This window comes from Achromobacter sp. AONIH1, from assembly GCF_002902905.1.
Lineage (GTDB): Bacteria > Pseudomonadota > Gammaproteobacteria > Burkholderiales > Burkholderiaceae_B > Achromobacter.
Genome location: NZ_CP026124.1, coordinates 4,978,547 through 4,996,581, shown reverse-complemented (window position 1 = coordinate 4,996,581; position 18,035 = coordinate 4,978,547). Strand labels below are relative to the sequence as shown.

Sequence of the window (18,035 nt, the reverse complement as noted above, 5' to 3'; positions counted from 1 at the left end):
ATGGATGCCATGCCCGCCGATCCGCGCGACCCGCCCGCGTTCTCCCTGAGCCAGTTCGAGTGGCTGGTGCATCGTCGTCAGCACGAGGCCGCCGGACGGCTGTTGCTGCTGGGCCTGCGCCGCCTGGACGAGCGCCATGGGGCGCTGCCTGCCGGGCTGTCCGAGGACGCCCGGGCGCATTTCCTGGCCCGCTGGGCGGCGGCCGTCGGCGCCCTGTTCGCCGACCCGGGCTTCCAGGTCTCGCGCGACGGCTTCGAGCAGTTCCTGACGCTGCAGCGCTGGCTGGCGGCCATCTTCGGCGCCACGCCGTTCGGGCATGCGGATCACGTGATCGCCGCGCTGGCCGGCGCGATGCCAGGGCAGGGCGGCGCACTGGCGTTGAGCCCGGGCGACTTGCTCAAGTACTGCGTGTTGTGCGTGCCGGATTCCGAACTGGACGTGCCGCTGGACGCGCTCTGGGCGCATGACGCGCGGGCGGCGGTTGGTCTGTGCATCGCCCGGCTGGCCGCGCGCCAGATGGTCACGCCTTCGGCCTGCGCGCGCCGCGAGACCATGCTGCGCTGGCTGCCTCGCAAACTGGCGCAGCTTCCCGACCTGCGCGGCCTGCCGACAGCCGTGTTGCATGATGCGTACATGCATTGCAGTTATGCGCTGGCGGCGGACAAGCACGACATCAAGCGCGAGATCAACCGCCTGCTGCGACAGCGGCTGCTGGCCGACGGACTCGACGACATGCGCGCCCATCCGCCAAGGCGGGCGCGACCCTTGATGCTGGTGGTGCTGGAGGCCTTCTCGGCGCCGCATTCCCTGTATCGCACGCATTCGTCGACCTTGCGCGCGGCGCGCGCCCGCTTCGAGCTGCACGGGGTGGCGATGTCCGGGGCCGTCGATGCGGTCGCGCGGACGGTTTTCGATCGTTGCCACAGCCTGTCGCCGCCGGATGCGGTGGCGCAGGCCGTGGCGCTGGCGCGCGAACTCCGGCCAGACATCATCTATTACCCAAGCATCGGCCTGTCGCCGCTGGCGGTTCCGCTGAGCAATCTGCGCCTGGCGCCGTTGCAGCTCGCCGCCGCCGGTCATCCCGCGACCACGCACGCGCCAGGCATCGACGCCATGCTGGTCGAGGAAGACACGCTGGGCGATGCCTCTTGCTTCAGCGAGCGCGTGGTCACGCTGCCCAGGGACTGCGTGGTGCATGTGCCGCCGCCCGGCTTCCAGGCCCGGCCCGCGTCGCCCGGCGTGGAGAGCCCGCATCCAGACCCGGAACGCCCGCTGCGCGTCGCCGTCTGCGCGACCTCGCTGAAGTTGAACGCCCGCTTCCTGGCGACGTGCCGGCGCATCGGCGAGCGCGCTTCCCGGGCCGTGCAATTTCATTTCTTCGTTGGCGACTGCCGGGGCGTGGCGCACGCGGCCCTGCGGCGCACGGTGACCGCCGCCGTGCCGCAAGCCCACGTACACGAAAGCATGCCCTACGAGGACTATCTCGCGCGCCTGCGCGGCTGCGATCTGTTCCTCGATCCCTTTCCTTACGGCAACACCAACGGCATCGTCGACACCGTCAGCCAGGGCCTGCCCGGGGTCTGCATGACGGGCCGCGAAGTGCATGAACGCCTGGACGCCGCGCTGTTCCGGCGGCTGCGGCTGCCGGAATGGTTGATCGCGGCCGATGCCGGGCAATACGAGCGGGCCGCGATCGGACTGATCGACGATGCGCGGGGCAGGGCGGCGCTGACCGCGATGATTCTCGGCAATGGCGGCGCCGATGCCTTGTTCCAGGGCAGGCCCGAGAGGTTCGGCCTGATCGTCGAGCATCTGCTGGCGCAGGCCCGTTCCGCCGTTCCGGACATTCCGCGCTGACGCGTGGAACCGAAGCACGCACGCGTCCACACAGCGTCACCCGACCGTGCCACCCGGCGCGGCGAGGTCTTCGCAACCTCAATTGTTCGTTCAGGCGCCCAAGCACGGAGGCCGCATGCATTCTCAGTTCCGCATTCCACGCAAACAGCAACGACGCGTTCCGGCAGTCAGACCCGTCCATAGCCCGCTGTACCGTTCCTTGTTCCTGGGCATCGTGCTGGGCGCGGCCTTGCCCGTGGCGGCGCAAACGGTGGATGCCGTCAGGGTGGAGGGGGGCGCCAGCATGGAAGGCTTGCCCGTCGATGCCAGCCATCACGCGTCGGCCGAGCTGATCGTTTCCGGCAACGTGACGTTGCGCGGCGGCGATGTGGTGGCGGACACCGACAACACCTATGCCGTGCCCAGGCAAGACCAGACCGTCACCGGAGGCAGCGCCGCCTTGTCCGCCGCGCAGAACATGAGCGTGGCGGGTTCGATGGTGTTGTCGGGCGGCCAGGCGACCGCGCTCTCCGATTACCAGGATTACGAGGTTCCCGATCGGGGCGCGGCAAGGGGCGCGGGCGGCGCGACGACCGCGCGAATCGGCGGCAGTCTCGCGGTGGGTACGGACCTGGTCGTGCGGACGGCTCTCGCCTCGGCGTTCTCCTTTGATGGGCCCTACGCGTCGGCGCGGGCAGGCGCGGCGAGCCTGGAAGTGGGCCGGAATCTGAGCGTGGGCGGGGATTTCGTGATCGACGCCGCCCCGGTGGGCGCGATGCTGGTGTCGTCTAGCTCGGGCGCGGCCCAGGCGCTGCGCGAGGCCATCCAGGTGACGGTGGGCGGCGACGCATCCGTCGCGGGCCGCCTGGAATTGTTCGGCGGTCAGGCCCTGGCGGAAAACCAATCGTCCGAGGATGTCCTGGCCTCGGCCCGGTGGCGTCCCGTCACGCTGGACGTGGGCGGCAAGCTGGCCGTGGCCGGCGACACGACCCTGCATGGCACCGACGCCAACGTGATACGCATGGGCGATGCGCGCGCGGTCGGCGACGGCCGGGCATCGGATGCCGGCGTGATGCGGATCCGCGTCACCGGAGACAGCGTCATCGGAGGCGGCCTGGCGTTGCAGGCGGGCTCGGCGGACATCATGAATACCCGAAGCGCCTCGGATACCGCGCAGGCCACGGGCCAGTCCGTGCAGTATGTGGCGCAAGGCGACCTGCGCGTCGCCCAGGGCATCACGCTGCAAGCGGGATCGGCCAAGGTGGGACGCCCTGGGCGGGACATCAGGTTCAACGGTGTCGCCAAGGGGGGCAACAGCAGCCTGCAGGCGAGCGCCAACGTGACCAGCGATGGTCCGGTCAGCGTGCTGGCGGGCACCCATTACGTGGCTGCCCGACCCGCCGTGCTGCAGTTTCGCGAGACCGCCATGCTGGCGTTCCGCGAGACCGCCATCGATGCGCCCGCCTACGCCGCCGCCGGATCCGCCTCGCTGTCGGTGGCGGGGACGCTCTACATCCGTCACCAGGACGGACTGGTCGTGGCCGGCGAGCCTGGGGCCGCGCTGCCCGGCAACGCGATCGCCGGCAGTCCCTATGGTCAGGCCGTCTTTGCCGCCGGCGTGCTGCGCAGCCCGGCAGCGACCTTCAGTGACGCCAGTCGCGTCAGCATCGGCACGCTGGATCTGCGCGACACCAGCACCCAGCTGACGTTCGACAACACCCAGCCCTACAACGCCGCCACCGGCCAAGGCGTGCAGCTGGGCCAACTGCTGTTCGGCGGCGGCAACGCGCTGACCATCGCCGGCAACGGCGGCTTCGGCTTCCAGGGCGGCATCACCGTGCTCGGGCCCAATGCCGCCTATCAGGGCCCGGCCCTGTCCGCCAACGGAGGCCAGCTGAGCTTCCTGCTGCCCGCCGACGCCGTCAACGGCACCACCATGCTGCGCGCCAGCGCGCCGATCGCCACGCAGGGCGCCACCGTGGCCATGCAGGCCGCCGGCCCGCTCAAGCGCCTGCTGCCGGGCGACCGCATCACGCTCATCAGCGCCACCACCGGCACGGTCGCCAACCCGGGCTCCCACATCTTGGAGTATGGCGCGTACCGCTACCTGTTCGATGTGCAGAGCGCGTCCGCGCTGACCGCCACGTTGGCCGCCACCAATCTGACGCTGGCCGCCAACAAACTCTACCCGCAGTCCATCGGCGCCGGCATCGGCGCGCTGGCCGACAGCGGCGGCATGCTGTCGGCCGCCGACCTGCGCGGCCCCGAGCGGCGCGGCCTGTTCTTCAGTCCGGACCTGGGCCACACCCGCTACACCGACAAGAACCTCAAGCTGGACCGCGCCAACGCCGTGTTCGGCTACGCCCTGGGCGGCGCCACCGCCGCTGGCGACTACGTGGTGGCGCCGCTGGTCGAGGCCGGGCGCACCCGCTATCGCGGCCAGGCTTCGTCGGGCGGCCTGTCGGCCGAGGGCAAGGGCCGCGTCGACAACGTCGGCGTGGGCATCCTGGCGCGCTACTGGTTCCTGGGCGGCACGTATGCCGAGGCCTCGCTGCGCAGCGGACGCATGCGCGGCAGCTATACCGACGACATCGACGGCAGCACCAACTACCGCAGTCGTTCGAACTATTGGGGGGCCCACGCCATGCTGGGCCATGTGATGCCGTTGAGCGAGCGCGGCCAGCTCGACGCCTATGCCCGCCTGCAGTGGCAACGGCTGGGCGGCGATTCCGTGCGCAACGACGCGGGCGACCAACTCAGCTTCGACGCCACGCAGGCGCTGCGCACGCGCCTGGGCGCGCGCTACGTCTACGCGGCCGGCGACCAGATGCGCCTCTATGCGGGCGCGGCCTGGGAGCAGGACGCCAGGACCGAGGTGCGCGCGCGGCTCGATGGCAAGGCCTTGCAGGGCGCGGACACCAATGGCGGCGCGACGGTGCTGGAAGCGGGCGCGCGCTGGGAGCCATCGCCGTCCTGGTCGCTGCGCCTGAGCGCGCAAGGCCAGTTCGGGGCCAGGCAGGGAATAGGGGGAGAGGCTTTCGTCTATCGGCGCTTCTGAGGCGGGACGCCGGCAGCGCTCAGGTCGGCAGATGGGCCTCGACCGTCTCCAGGATCTGCATCACGTATTCGCCGCAAAGCTGCGCCACGAAGGGCGGGGTCCAGGCCGCATCAGCCTGGACCAACCGCGCGACAGCGCGCTCACGCCGCTCACGTCCTCGCGGATCTCCGCCGGAAACGCGGCCGCAAGCGGATCCGTGAGCGGCGTGTCGCGTGATGGAAAGAGATCGGTCATGGAACGAGACGGGCGCGGATGGACGCCGGGGATAATCCGGCATCCCCACCTGATTATCCCGCGCGGCTACTTCCGATAATTGCTGGCCTCGCGCTCGCCGGCCCATTTGCGCAAGGCATTGATGAACTCGGGGCAGACATTGCCGTCCACCTGGCTGTCGATGATGATGCTGTTCTGCATCCGCATCACCACCTTGCACTCATACACCTTGGTGCGATTGCCGTAATACCCGCTATTGCTCTGCTGGAATACCGGCGTGGCCGCGGTGGTCGCCGTGGCCGGAATCATGCCCACCACCTGCTGCGATGAGCCGGTGGACACCCATTCGGTATACGGCGCGGTCTGGTAATCGGACCAGACCAGCTCCATCGTGTTGCCCACCGCGCGCTTGGTTGATGGTTCGCCCAGCGCGGTGATCGCGTCGGCCACCGGACGGCCCTTCATATTCTTGGCCACGTTCACGCTGGGCGACAGCGACAGCCCCTGCGAGAACATGTTCGAGATCGAGGGCAGCGTCGAACTGCCGCCCGTCGGCATCGGCGCGCAGCCCGCCAGGGCGGCCGCCGCCAGCACCACCGGCAGGGCCTGCGCCGGCCGCCATATCGAACGAAGTCGCGATGTCTTCATAATGCGCTACGTGCTCCCTCTATATCTGGCGTGCTGCCGCTGGCGTACTGCCGCCGGCCTATTACCAATGCGATCGACAGGCGCGGGAAAAACCCGCGCCGAAGGTGCGTCATGTTAACGGAAAGACCGCGCCATATTGCATGGCATAACCCGTGAAACTCGTTAAGTTCTGTTTCCAAACGAGCGCGCGCCGCGCGCGGGAGTCAAACACCTGCGTGATAACATTCGCGCGTTTCGTGGCTCGTGCATATTCCTGCGCGCGCTCGCGAAAATGCCTTGTTTCCAGCACGCCGCACCTTACTTACTGGATACCGCAAAACGATGATGCCCGCGCGTCTGCTTGCCCTGTTCCGCGCCTCCGGCGCCGCCTTCGCCACCGCCGGCGCGCTCGCCCTGTCCATGCTGGCCGCGCCCGCCGCCCACGCCGAGGCGCTGTACGGCGCCGTCGCCACCGATGAAGCCCAGGCCAAGCTGTATTGGGTCATGCCGGAAACCTCGGCCGGCGAAGCCAAGCAAGGCGCGCTGGCCAAATGCAATAAGGCAGGCGCCAAGGGCTGCAAGAGCGTCACCGCCTTCTCCGACAGCTGCGTCGCGCTGGCGCGCAACTCGCGCAACGATCTGTTCTGGGGCAATAGCGTCTCGGCCGAAATCGCCGCGAAGAAAGCCATCCGCACCTGCACCAACGACAGCGCCGACGGCAAATGCAAACTGGCCGCCATGCCGCTGTGCGCCGGCCCCGGCTATAGCGAAGCCGACCTGAAGGCCCCTTACACCGCCACGCCCGCCCAGCTCGAAGCGCTGTCCGCCAAACTGGATTCGCGCGGCTACTGGGGCTCGGTCGCCGAAATGGAAACCGGCGCGCTGACCTACGCCGACGGTTATCCCACCGAGAAACAGGCCGTCGACGCCCTGCTCAAATGGGAAGACTGCAAGGGCTGCCGCACCGTGCTCACCTATACCGACACCTGCGTCGGCATGGCCTGGGGCAAGGGCAGCGAAGGTCGCGGCACCGGTTTCACGGCGCTCAACACCGACCCCGTCGCCGCCCGCAATGAAGCGCGCGCAACCTGCAACGCCAAGAGCAATGGCCTGACCTGCGTGGCCACGGTGCGCTGCTCGGGGCGTGCGTATATCAGCGGGTATAAGGGCGAGGACGAAAAGGCGAATTGATCGCTGCTCGCAACGCAGCCGGTTAGCCCCAATAACCGGCGGCATTCGTCCGACCACGGCCCGCCTGATTCCACGTCGGCGGGCTGTCTGATTTACCTCACCAGCGTTTCCCACGATCATCACGGCGGGATAATCGCGCACATCCTGGCGATGGCTTCCTGCCCTGATCCCCGCTCCAGCAGGAGTCCCACCCATGTCCGAACACCACCAATTCCTGTTTCCGCGCGACCTGCATCTGCCGCCGCCCGACTGGCGCGCGCTGGAAGCCAGATTGCTGGAAGGCGGCTACGTGCTTGAACCGCGCGGCCAGAACATTCCCCGACGCGCCCTGATCAACCTGAGCTTCGGCCTGGCCAGCCTGCACGAAGGCTCATACCAATACGACGAACACATGCGCACGCCGGGCGACGTGATCGCCCTGTATGCGCGCGCCGGTTATCTGCCTCCGGACATTCCGATCCGCCACAACGACACCATGGAAGAAACCGTGGCGCTGCTGGCCAGCCATGGCATCACGCTGGGCGATCTGTATGCCGACGACGAGGGCAGCGACTGGCATAGCCCGCAATACTGCCTGGGACCGGCGGCCAGGGAATATCTGAGCGCCGATGTGCGCGCCGACCATGACGCGGATCCCCGGAGCATTCCGCTGATGCTGCTGGCCTATGACGGGCCGTCGCCCCGCGTCGCGGTGGGCGAGAATTTATGCGAGCCGAGTTTGCCGGGTTCGGATGAACCGCTGGAGTCCTTGCCGCCGTTCGGTTCGCATATCGATTTCATCGGAGCAGCGTATGAGGATCCGGGCGTGCGGTGGCACTGCGCGGAGGCTGGGAGGGATTACCGGATCCTGGAGCTGGATTGGCATTTCAGCCTGGCGATGGGGTTTCGGATGGTGAGGCTGGAGGGGGTGGATGAGGCGAGTGCGCAGGGGCTGGCCAGGATGATCGGGAAACTTGCCGGGCTGGAGATGGTTTGCAGCCATCGGCATTTGTAAATCTGTCATGCCGGCCCTGGCTTCCCGGTGTGCTGCGGCCAGCGGCCATCCCCTTGAAAACGCCGAATATGCCGCAGGCGCATGCCGCGAATTCAGACCCGCGGCTTGATCGAAGCGATTTGCTATTCTCGTCGAACCACCTTGGCCGCGCGGTTTGACCCGCGCCTTGCCCCATCCAGTGCAGCCTCACCCACCATCGACCATGACGCCCTCGTTGAAAAAACACCGCCCGTCCGTGCAGCGCATCCTCGCGGACGTCGCCTCCCTGAGCCATGATCAACGCTACCGGCGCATGGTCGAACTCGGTCGTGACTCCCTCACGGATGCCCATCTCGCCGAAGACCTGAAATCCCTGGCGCAATCGGAGATCCACTACGAGCGGTTGTTGGCGCTGATGTCGGCCAGCGGTTCCTGCGCGGAGGATCTGATTGTCACGATGCTCGCCGATCCCTCGCCCATGCTGGCATCGCGCGCCGCCCGGCTGGCCGCGCGGGCCTTGCCCGATGAGATATTGATCCGGCTGATGCCGGACCTGACGAAGCCATGCCGCGTGGATCTGGCCTGCCGGCTTTGGCAGTCCGGACGGGGCCAGGTGAATGACGCCGTCTACCCGACACTCGAAGGGACCGCGCGCCGTCATCTGCTTTCCTGGACGACCGATGCATTCATCGAACGGCATCTGGACGCCGAGCAGTTGGCCGCGCTTGAAGCGCCGCAGTGGGCGACGTTGGCCCAACGCTTGCCCGGATTCGTGCGCGACAGGCTGACCCATGCCCTGGAGCAGTCCGGCAATCCGTCCTACGTCCTGCGCCTGGCCATCCGGGCCTCGCTCTATCGCATGTTGCGCAGCGACCCGGATGCCGGCTTGAGCCTGCTGCGCGCGGCGTTCACCCGAATCCCGGTCCATGACTTGCCGCTGGCGCGCTACGGGTCGATATTCCCGAAGGAAATCGCCGCGCTCATCGCGGGCCTGGGCGGCAGGCAGCGCATCGCGCTCACGGTGCAGGCCCTGAAGCGCCTGGACGCGTCCACGCTTTGCGAATTGTTGGCGGCCGACGCGCTGCCCAACCTGCATGAGGTCTTCCCACACCTGGATGCCGGCCAGCGTGACGCCCTCTACCGCCAGGGCGGCGAAGCCTGGCGCGAGCACAGCGGGGCGCTGCCGCTCGCCTTCGTGCAGGCCCTGTCCAGCGCGGCCAGGCAGACCGAAGCGCGCCACGCGTTCTCGCTGCGGCTGCTGGCCGCCGAGCCGATGGCCCGGTTGCCTTACCTGTCCTGCCTGCCGTTCCAGGAGGCGCTGGCCCTGGCCCAGCCCTTCCTGTCGCAACCCGATGGCGAGCTGCGCGCGCAGGCCGTGGCCGCGGTGGTCGGGGCAGGGCGGTACGAGGCTTCGAGCCTGCCCGCCATCCTGGACTTCTGCCGCGCGCGTGAGAACGAGCAGGACCCCGTGCGCCTGGCCATGCTGACGGCCCTGGCGGCGCTGCCGCCGTCGCGCTGGGAAGCCGCGCATCTGCCCGGCTTTACCGCGCTGATCGATGCCGCGTTGCGCGCCCGGGACTGCTCGCATCAGACCATGGCGGCCGCCACACAGTGGCTGATGGCCATCATCGCCGCGCATGCGGCCTTCGTGGCCGAGACGCTGCCCCGTCTGGTGGAACGCATGGGCAGCATGGGCAATCTGCGCTACGGGCATTGGGAATCACGCATGAGCGATGGCGAGTTGATCGGGATCGCCCCGCACTTGATGAGCCTGCTCGACACGTGGATCCGGCGGGAACGCGCCCCGGTCGCGCTGCAACTGATCTTCGGCTTCGGCTGCCGCGTGAAGGCCGTGGATCTGTTCATCGACCTGCTCGCCGACCTGACCCGGGACAAGCGCGGCAACGTGGCCCGTTCGGGGCTGGAGGCGCTGACGCGGCTCGGACTGCGCAAGCGGGCCGCCGAATTGATTCCCCGCCTGGTGCAGGACGATCCCAGCTGGATCCAGGTTTCGGCGGTGTCCTGGCATCTGCATCTGCACAGGCAGGACCTGCTGACGCCATTCCTGAGCGCGCGCGTGTACAAGGGACGCTTTCCGAGCGGCAAGGCGGCGTTTCTGCCCGCCTTCGACAGCGGCTTCTCGCGCTGGACGGCCGCGCAGCAGCAATGCTATGCCGACGAACTGGTCAAGATCCTCACCAGCGCCCAGCGCAACGCCTGGGAACTCTACGGGTCGGTCGAACGCTACGCGGCCATGCCGTCCATCGACCTGGCGCCGCTGGTCCAGCTTGCGCGCCTGGACGCGCCTGACCAGGGACTGCGCGACAAGACGCTGGAGGCGCTCGGGCGCGCCGACGCCGGACGCGGCGTGCCGGAGCTGATGCAGGCGCTGGACGACAACCGGGCCCGCGTCGCCATCTATGCCATGCGTCGATCCTTGATGAACCTGCGCCCGTCGCAGGTGCTGGACCTGCTCGTCCGCGTGCCGCGAGGCAAGGTCACCGTGGCCAAGGAGATCATCCGGCTCGCCGGCGATCTGAGGACGGACGACGCCTTTGCCTTCCTGGCCCGCATCGAAGGCGACGGCAAGCTGCATCCGGACGTGGCGATTGCCTTGATGCGGGCGTACTGGAATTTCCTCGAACACCCCGAAGTCTGGCAGCGATTGCACGCCGCCGCGCGCAGCGAGCAGCCGGCGCTCGCGCGCGCGACCATCCGCATTCCGCCGACGGGACTTCCCCCGGACGGCCAGCGCGCCTTGAGCAGGCATCTGGCATTGCTGCTCGGGCACGCCGATGCGCAAGTCCGCAAGGAAACCCTGGAAAGACTGATCGCGATGCCGCCCGGCGAAGGCGAGCCCTCGCTCTATCAAGCGCTGGCCGCGCAGCTCGATGACGTCGATGTCTCGCGGGTTGAACTCGCGGCCAGCGCGCTGCTGGGCATCCATGCAAGAAACCAGCCGCGTGAACTGGCCAGCAGTTTCGCGGCCGCGACGCGGGCACAGTCATTGGCCGCCATCGTGAACTCGTACCGGCGGCAGACGCGATCTGGCCTGCTGGAACTGGGCGCGTCGGCGAGCCTGGTGGTCGAAGCCTTGCTGGCCAGGCGCTGGCATCCGGGACTGGCGCTCCGGCTGGCGTTTTCGGTATTGAATCCGGAGGCCGCGCTGGCGATTGCGCGGCAGTTCGATGCGGCGGAATTGATGCATCCTGGCGTCGTTGGAGACGTCCTGGATGCGCTTTCCGACACGGTGACCGGCGCGCGCCTGGAAGCGCTGGCCCAGGTTGAAGCATCGCTTGGCGCCGAGCGCAACGCGCGCATGCGCCGCATCGGCCTGGGCATGTTGTGCGAGATGTCGGCCCGTTGCGGATGGACCCCGGAGATGCGCCAGCGGCTGTTTGCCTATCGGCAGGACAAGGATGCCTGGGTGTCCGACGCGGCCGACCTGATCACCTATCCGGATGAGTTTGCAGAATGAAGAGATTCCTTGTGGCCCACGACTACGGCATGGGCTCCCTGTGGTGGTGGATCGACGCTCCCTCGGCAGAGGCGATCATCCAGACCTATGCCGAAGTCATGATTGTTGAGCCGGCCGACGGGGAGGGGGAGAGATTCGCGGATATTCCGTCGCTTCGCATCGGCGATCCCGCGCCTGCGGGGCTTGATGATCTGGAGGAACAGCGCCGGGTTCAGCGGGCCAGTCCGAAGTTCGGGGCGCTGGTCGGGCGCGGCAGCGTCTATATCCGGAAGGATTATCCCGAGGAACAGGAAACCTATTTCTTCGAGTACGACGAGCAGGGGTATCGCACGCGGCAGGTTGTTGTGTCGGCGGGTGGCGAGGCGGAACGTAGCGGGCCGGAGGATTGGCTTTTCAATCCGCCGGAGGATTTGTGGGATCCGGAGCTGGCGGAGTGTGAGATTGCGCGGGAGGAGTTTGAGGGTTGTTGGGGGAAGGGTAAGGCTCGGCCGGACTGAGTCCTGCGCAGGGGCGATGGCAATCTGACGCTGCTGTTTTGTTTGGTGTCGCCATTGTGCTGGTTGTCTGTTGCTATGGTCGCGGCGGAAGGGGATCGATGCCCGGTTCGTTGCGGAGCCATGCCGTCTGAATTCCTGCCTCGATAGGAGGCTCGCGTATATCTGAACACCACTTTCCTGTTTTCAGACGAAAAACAGCTGCTGCCACCCGACTGGCGCGCGCTGGACAATACGACGAACACGTGCGCACTCTCGGCGACGTGATGGCCGGTACATGCCCGCCCGTTATTGATCATCAAGCATAACCATCCGCCAAAATGACACCATGGAAGAAACCGTGGCGCTGCTGGCCGGTCGCGATATCACGCTGGGAATCTGTATGCCGACGACGAAGGCAGCGATTGGCATAGCACGCGGCACAGCATGGGGCCGACGGCGGGTCACTTCATCTCGTTCATTAAGCTCTAGTTTTTTGTGCTCACGAGGGGAGGGGCGTGGAAAATACTCTACACAGCATGTTTGCATATAAGTCGACTGTGTGTTGATGCAGGAACTTGGTGAAAACGTATTCAAATTTTCTGGGTTGCACGAGTGCGGCCTTTGCTGGTAACTTTTGAACTTATTTTGAAAAAAAACACAGACAATAAGGAGTTCGATGTGGATCGTGATCGGAGTTTTGAAGTTGGAGTGGTCAATATTCGAGTTCATACGCGCCATGCGCCTGAAGAATATTTCGCCTTATGGAAAACCCTGTTTCGAGGTAAGCGTATTGCGATCCACTCTAATACAGCCATCATGATTGGTGAGGCCAGATCAACGGACAAGGATGATGAGTCTGCGCCTATTGTGGGATCTTTTTATAAATTTCTAAATATCGATCCTTCACAGACTTGGTTCGACATAGCCAGAAAGAAAAAAGCTGACGAAGACGATGTGTCGCAAATATCTATTCCTGATTATCTCAAACCAAATTTAACTGAGGTTCCGTACATTTTTTATCCAAAAAAACACCGCCTCTACTTTGTGTCGAAAGAAGGGGGGAGTGGGCATGCTGCTCCACGTACGATTATGCGCATGCTAAAGAGAATTACTGAAGATAGGGCTGTGCTGGATCGCTTTGGTAAGGTGGATGTTACGGTCGTCATGGAGCGAGCTAAGCTTGAAGAAATTTATCGATGGAAGGTTATAAAGCGTTTGGAGCTTGTAATTGAGCGTCCTAATCCGTTAGATTATGAAGATGAAGAGGTGATGTTTGAATATTTGCAGGGCCTGGGGGCTGAGTCAGAGCAGCGAGTGTGGAAGAAAGCACGAGACTCTCGAACATTGCAACCTGATGCGCAGATAAAGATGCTGGCTGTAATTGCTTCTGAGAATGGAAAAGTCGTTGCTAGCGGTCTTGATGATAAGCTACAGAAAATTAGCGTCTCGTCTGATAATTTTCCAATGATGCGGCGAGGAAAATATTCTCCAAATACGCAAACGCTCCTGGGGGCACTTCAGGACCTGGTGGTTAAATATTTCATGTGATCGGAAGATTGTGAGCCAGAGTGATAATCAAAAATACACCAATGCCGAGCTTTTGAAGCTGGCATGGAATACCCAAGGGGGTGTTAAGGGTGTAATTCATGGAATTGATCTATGGATTGCTTTGCCTGTATGGATGCTGACGGCACCCTTTTGGTTAGCTTCTGCTTGGTGGGATCAAGTCCTTGCTGTGGCGCCAAACGTACTTGGCTTTACTCTGGGCGGTTTCGCAATTTTCTTGGGTTTTGGAAGTGAGGATTTTCGCCGGGTTTTGACAGCTACAGGGAAAGATGCTGAGTCCACCCCTTATATGAGCGTTAGTGCCGCATTTCTTGTTTTCACTGTTTTTCAGATTGCGGCTATATTGCTGGCGCTTGTGGCAAAGGCTCTATACTTCCCAACTCCAGTGTGGCTCCTAAAATGGGCTACGATCATTGAGTGGGCGGGTCGAGTTGCTGGTGGTATCGGATATGGAATATTTATATATAGTTTGGTTTTTGCATTGAGGGCGGCTATCAGGATTTTTCGTCTTAGTCGATGGTATAACCACTATATGCGAATGCCTCAGAAAAAGAGGCGGCAGAGTAAATTCCCGTCTAGGGTGATGGGTTGTTCTTCGAAGGGGAGGAGAAAAAATATAAATTGTTCTCGGAGATTTTCTGATTGGCGGTCTTTGAAATAGAGGTTTCAACAGTTATTGGAGGGTGATGTGCCGAAAATTAGAAATATTATTAAAGATTTTCGCTTTGAGGAGAGTGCGGGTGTTCGGCATTGTGACGTTAATCGGGATCATGAAATAAGAAGAGGTGAGCGCCATTTTGCCTATGAGGAGGTTCCTGGGCAACGTCTCAATATATGTATGAGTTGTGCTCCCTCAGTTCTGAGGAGGGCCAGGGATCATCTGAGCGATATTATTAATGAGTTGCAGCGCTCTTAAGGGCTATGGCTATTATTTGGCTTCAGTGAGATTTGGTTGGGATTGCCACGAGACGAGTCAGCGGCAATCCCGGATAAGCCTGTTGATAGCCTGAGGGGCGCGTGGGCTACGGCGTATCGCCTTCTAACGCGTATCCGATCAAGTCTGCTAAGTGGTCGCAAAGCCCCTCAGTTCCACCCATTAAATTGGATGCAATCCAAGCATCTAATAACTGCTTCTGGCAGGCTTCCGGCGCATTTACTCCATTTCCTATAAGCCTGGAAATAGCCCAAATTCCTAAAGCGGTGCGTTCCATTTTTCGCAAATCAGCAGTCCGGACCATGCAGAATGCTGCATCATCTGGCGTTGGCCAGCGGTCGTGAGTGTAGGGGTGATTGTCCACTAGTCGCTTCGATTTGATGGCATGAAAAGAAAGCAGCTGCTATTCCTGTTGCTGCGAGTCCTGTCTTTTCCAGCTGTCAACCTGGGCGATCCTTCTGGGATTGCGGGGCCAGTATCGGCTCCAGTGGATATCGAAATCAAGCATGATGAGTGTCAAATCGAGCATGTTTCCGTCGACATGTCAGCAAACTGAAGGACGTGCGCATCGCAGTCATGAAAGCCTGCAAACATAGCAGCGCAGATTGAACGCGTGAAGGCTCCGGCGTGATCCTCATATAAGCCCGTGCCCCAAAACAAAAAGGACCGCAAGCGGTCCCTTCTCCATTCAACCTTGTCCCCCAGCCTCACCCCTCCGCCAGGAAAAACCTTTCCTTCAACTCCTGCAACCCAATCCTCTCCAGCATCTCCCGCAGCCGTTCCGCCGGTTTCCTTCTCGGCAGATCCTTGTACTGCGCGATGATCAGCTCGTTCTTCATCGAGTGCTCCCACCCGACCAGCTCGGTCACGCTGACCTGATACCCGTGCGCTTCCAGCTGCAAGCAGCGCAGCACATTGGTGATCTGGCTCCCGAACTCCCGCGTATGCAGCGGATGCCGCCAGATTTCCGCCAGCGGATCGGCCAATGCCTTGGCCTTGTTCTTGCGCAATACCGACGCCACTTCCGCCTGGCAGCAGGGCACGACCACGATGTACCTGGCCTTTTTCTCCAGCGCGAAACGGATCGCGTCGTCGGTGGCGGTGTTGCAGGCGTGCAGGGCGGTGACCACGTCGATGGACGGGGGCAGTTTGTCGGAGGTGATGGATTCGGCCACCGACAGATTCAGGAAGGACATGCCGCCAAAGCCCAGGCGCTGGGCCAGTTCTTCCGACGATTTCACCAGCTCTTCGCGGGTTTCGATGCCGTAGATGTGCGAGCCTTGCCGCTGCGCCTCGGGCTGTTCCTTGAAGAACAGGTCATACAGGATGAAGCCCAAGTACGACTTGCCCGCGCCGTGGTCGGCCAGGGTGACGGCGCCGCGTTGCGCCTGCACGTCTTTCAGCAGCGGTTCGATGAACTGGAACAGGTGGTAGACCTGCTTGAGCTTGCGGCGGCTGTCCTGGTTCATCTTGCCGTCGCGGGTCAGGATGTGCAGGGCCTTGAGCAGTTCGATCGACTGGCCGGGGCGGATGTCGTGGTTTTTTTCAGGCATGGGGCAAGGCAATGCGCCCCGCTGGGAGCGGGGCGCGGGGGAAGGCGGAAAGTGGCAGTTTAACGCTTCCACGGGGTGGCCGCGTGGTCCGGCAGGCGGTGGGCGGGGGATGGCTGCGCTGGCGGCGGCGGTGGATTCCGGGGGCGGTTTTGTTGAGCAAGTCAGCGGATGAATTGCTGGAAATCGGCGGCGGGGAATCGTCCGAATTCACGCCAATCCGCATCGCGGGCGGGAAATTTGCCCGTAGTCTTGCCGCTTTGCCGCCGCGCGGCTCCCGGGCCGATCGGGCTTGTGAGCCGCGCGGCGGGTGTTAGCGGCCTGACGGCCAAGGAGTCCTTGAATGCAACGTTCCACGCTGATCCTGTCCCTGGCGCTGTGCGCCATTCCCTACGCGGCGCAAGCAGAGACTTGCAAACCGACCACCGAGAGCGAAATCGCGGATCAGTTCGAACGCTGGAACGACATGCTCAAGACGGGCAATCCGGACAAGGTGGTGTCCATGTACGAGGACGACGCGGTGCTGCTGCCCACGATGTCCAACACGCCCCGGCTGACGCGGGACGCCAAGCGCGATTATTTCGTGCACTTCATGGAAAAGCATCCGGTGGGCAGCATCAACAGCCGGGCGGTGCGGATCGGTTGCAACGATGCCATCGCCAGCGGGCTGTACACCTTCAAGTTCGAAGACGGCCGTTCGGTGGCCGCGCGCTATACGTACACCTATGCGTGGAACGGCCAGGACTGGCGCATCACCAGCCATCATTCCTCGGCGATGCCGGAGCATTGAGCGGCGGATGGCGGCCGGCGGTGCGCAGGCTTGCCAGCCCGCCGCCGCCGTAGCGGTTTGGCATCCCGCTCCGGTCATGAGCGCGGTAGTGGATGTCCGGCGGCACGGCGCCGGACATCGACGGATGGGATGCCCGGCGCGCAAGGCGCCGGAACCCGCATGATCAGGCCGCCGCGTAGACCGGCTCGCCCAGGTTCAGCATCAAACGATTGGCCCAGGCGAAGATCGCGTCGGAATGCAGCAGGTCCAGGATCTCGCCGTCATTCAGGCCGGCGTCCTTCAGGGCCTGGATGCTGTCGGCGTTGACCGATGCCGGCGCGTCGGTGAGCTGGATCGAGAATGCGCCGATGGCGAGTTCGCGCGCCGTGGTGCCGGCGGTGGCCGGGTTCTCGAACACCTGGGCGATGACGTCGTTGCGCTTGGCCAGCTGTTCGAAGCGCTGGGCGTGGACCGATGCGCAATACACGCAGCCATTCACCCGCGACACCACGGTGGCGCCCAGCTCGCGCTCGGCGCGCGACATGCCGCCGGGGGCGTACATGATGGCGTTGAAGGCGGTGGAGCGCTGGCGCAGGATCTCGGGCTGGTGCACCAGGAAGCGGTAGTAGTCCGAGACCTTGGCCTTGGGGTGGCTTTCTTCCAGGATGGCGATCTGTTCGGGCGTGGCCTGTTCCAGGTCGACCACGTCCAGCCAGGCCTTCCATTCCAGCGATTCATTGGTGAAGCCATGCAGCCTGATGGCGTCGCCGGGCGCGGTGGCGGCGGTGTTGGCCGGATGCGGCGCGGGCGGCGTGGCGGCGGCGCGGGCGGGGCGGCTGGCCTGGGCCTGCATTGCCTTCAGGCCGGCCACCAGCCGCACCTGATACGACAGGAAGGCGACCAACTGCGACAGCGTGACCACGGCGGGCGTGGATACGCCGGCGGCGGGCAGGGTCTTGAGCGCGGCCTCGTCGCCCTCGACGGGCTTTTCGATCAGTTTGCGCGTGAATTCCAGGATGGCGGTCAGACGCGTGTCGGCGGCGTCCGCCGGCTTGCCGGTTTCGGCGACCTGGATATCGGCGGCGCTGGCGCCGGCGTCGATGGCGCGCTGGCGATAGTGCGCGGCCAGCTCGGGGGCGGGCGTCAGGCGCGCGGCATACAGCGCGACCAGCAGGCGCTCGGCCAGGGTCAGGCCGGGCAGGGTGGGGTCGAACAGCGCGTCATAGCTGCCCTGGGTGGCGGCGGCGACCTTGTCGCGTTGGTGGCGCACGGCGTAGGTGGCGTCGTCGGATTTCAGGCCGACGAGCTGGTCCACCAGATCCTGGGCGGCGTCGTAGACGATGGGTTGTTGTGCCATGGAATGA

13 protein-coding genes are annotated in these 18,035 nt (G+C 64.2%); 9 read left to right on the top strand and 4 right to left on the bottom strand.

Annotated elements, in window-relative coordinates; all coding sequences use genetic code 11:
• Positions 1 to 9: 9 nt before the first annotated feature.
• Both C2U31_RS22945 and C2U31_RS22940 read left to right on the top strand, forming a co-directional pair.
• A complete protein-coding gene (locus C2U31_RS22945) occupies positions 10 to 1,857 on the top strand; it encodes a peptide transporter (RefSeq protein ID WP_199770873.1) in 1,848 nt (615 codons plus the stop codon).
• A 115-nt stretch (positions 1,858 to 1,972) separates the two neighbouring features.
• A complete protein-coding gene (locus C2U31_RS22940; protein WP_103274897.1) occupies positions 1,973 to 4,894 on the top strand; it encodes an autotransporter outer membrane beta-barrel domain-containing protein in 2,922 nt (973 codons plus the stop codon).
• Positions 4,895 to 5,194: 300 nt separating this feature from the next.
• On the opposite strand, the gene C2U31_RS22935 is transcribed toward C2U31_RS22940, so the two are convergent.
• Positions 5,195 to 5,755 (bottom strand): hypothetical protein, encoded by a 561-nt coding sequence (locus tag C2U31_RS22935; protein ID WP_103274896.1) that lies wholly within the window; start codon positions 5,753 to 5,755, stop codon positions 5,195 to 5,197.
• A gap of 321 nt (positions 5,756 to 6,076) precedes the next feature.
• On the opposite strand from C2U31_RS22935, the gene C2U31_RS22930 reads away from it, so the two are divergent.
• The 6 genes from C2U31_RS22930 to C2U31_RS30645 all read left to right on the top strand — a co-directional run bounded on the left by C2U31_RS22930 (position 6,077) and on the right by C2U31_RS30645 (position 14,079).
• On the top strand, positions 6,077 to 6,925 hold the full coding sequence (locus C2U31_RS22930; protein ID WP_103274895.1) for a DUF4189 domain-containing protein: 849 nt from the start codon (positions 6,077 to 6,079) through the stop codon (positions 6,923 to 6,925).
• Between the two features lie 193 nt (positions 6,926 to 7,118).
• Complete coding sequence (locus tag C2U31_RS22925; protein ID WP_103274894.1) at positions 7,119 to 7,919, top strand: hypothetical protein; 801 nt, start codon at positions 7,119 to 7,121, stop codon at positions 7,917 to 7,919.
• Between the two features lie 214 nt (positions 7,920 to 8,133).
• Positions 8,134 to 11,376 carry a hypothetical protein gene (locus C2U31_RS22920; RefSeq protein WP_158658444.1) on the top strand — a complete coding sequence of 1,081 codons (3,243 nt, stop codon included), beginning with the start codon at positions 8,134 to 8,136 and terminating at the stop codon, positions 11,374 to 11,376.
• Positions 11,373 to 11,873: a hypothetical protein gene (locus C2U31_RS22915; RefSeq protein ID WP_103274892.1), complete on the top strand. Its 501-nt coding sequence runs from the start codon at positions 11,373 to 11,375 to the stop codon at positions 11,871 to 11,873. Before C2U31_RS22920 ends, C2U31_RS22915 begins: the two co-directional genes overlap by 4 nt.
• Before the next feature lie 600 nt (positions 11,874 to 12,473).
• Entirely contained in the window at positions 12,474 to 13,400 is a 927-nt protein-coding gene (locus C2U31_RS22910) for a DUF4747 family protein (protein WP_158658443.1), read from the top strand.
• A gap of 10 nt (positions 13,401 to 13,410) precedes the next feature.
• Positions 13,411 to 14,079, top strand: coding sequence for a hypothetical protein (locus tag C2U31_RS30645; protein ID WP_158658442.1), 669 nt, complete (start codon positions 13,411 to 13,413; stop codon positions 14,077 to 14,079).
• Between the two features lie 361 nt (positions 14,080 to 14,440).
• Here the strand turns inward: C2U31_RS30645 and C2U31_RS22905 are convergent, their stop codons facing one another.
• Together C2U31_RS22905 and C2U31_RS22900 are read right to left on the bottom strand one after the other, a co-directional pair.
• Positions 14,441 to 14,629, bottom strand: coding sequence for a hypothetical protein (locus C2U31_RS22905; RefSeq protein WP_233772471.1), 189 nt, complete (start codon positions 14,627 to 14,629; stop codon positions 14,441 to 14,443).
• A 430-nt stretch (positions 14,630 to 15,059) separates the two neighbouring features.
• The gene (locus C2U31_RS22900) at positions 15,060 to 15,905 is read right to left on the bottom strand and encodes an SAM-dependent methyltransferase (protein ID WP_103274889.1); all 846 of its coding nucleotides are present in this window, start codon (positions 15,903 to 15,905) and stop codon (positions 15,060 to 15,062) included.
• Between the two features lie 340 nt (positions 15,906 to 16,245).
• On the opposite strand from C2U31_RS22900, the gene C2U31_RS22895 reads away from it, so the two are divergent.
• A complete protein-coding gene (locus C2U31_RS22895; RefSeq protein WP_103274888.1) occupies positions 16,246 to 16,692 on the top strand; it encodes an SgcJ/EcaC family oxidoreductase in 447 nt (148 codons plus the stop codon).
• Positions 16,693 to 16,855: 163 nt separating this feature from the next.
• Here the strand turns inward: C2U31_RS22895 and C2U31_RS22890 are convergent, their stop codons facing one another.
• Positions 16,856 to 18,028: a CMD domain protein gene (locus C2U31_RS22890; RefSeq protein WP_103274887.1), complete on the bottom strand. Its 1,173-nt coding sequence runs from the start codon at positions 18,026 to 18,028 to the stop codon at positions 16,856 to 16,858.
• Positions 18,029 to 18,035 lie beyond the last annotated feature (7 nt).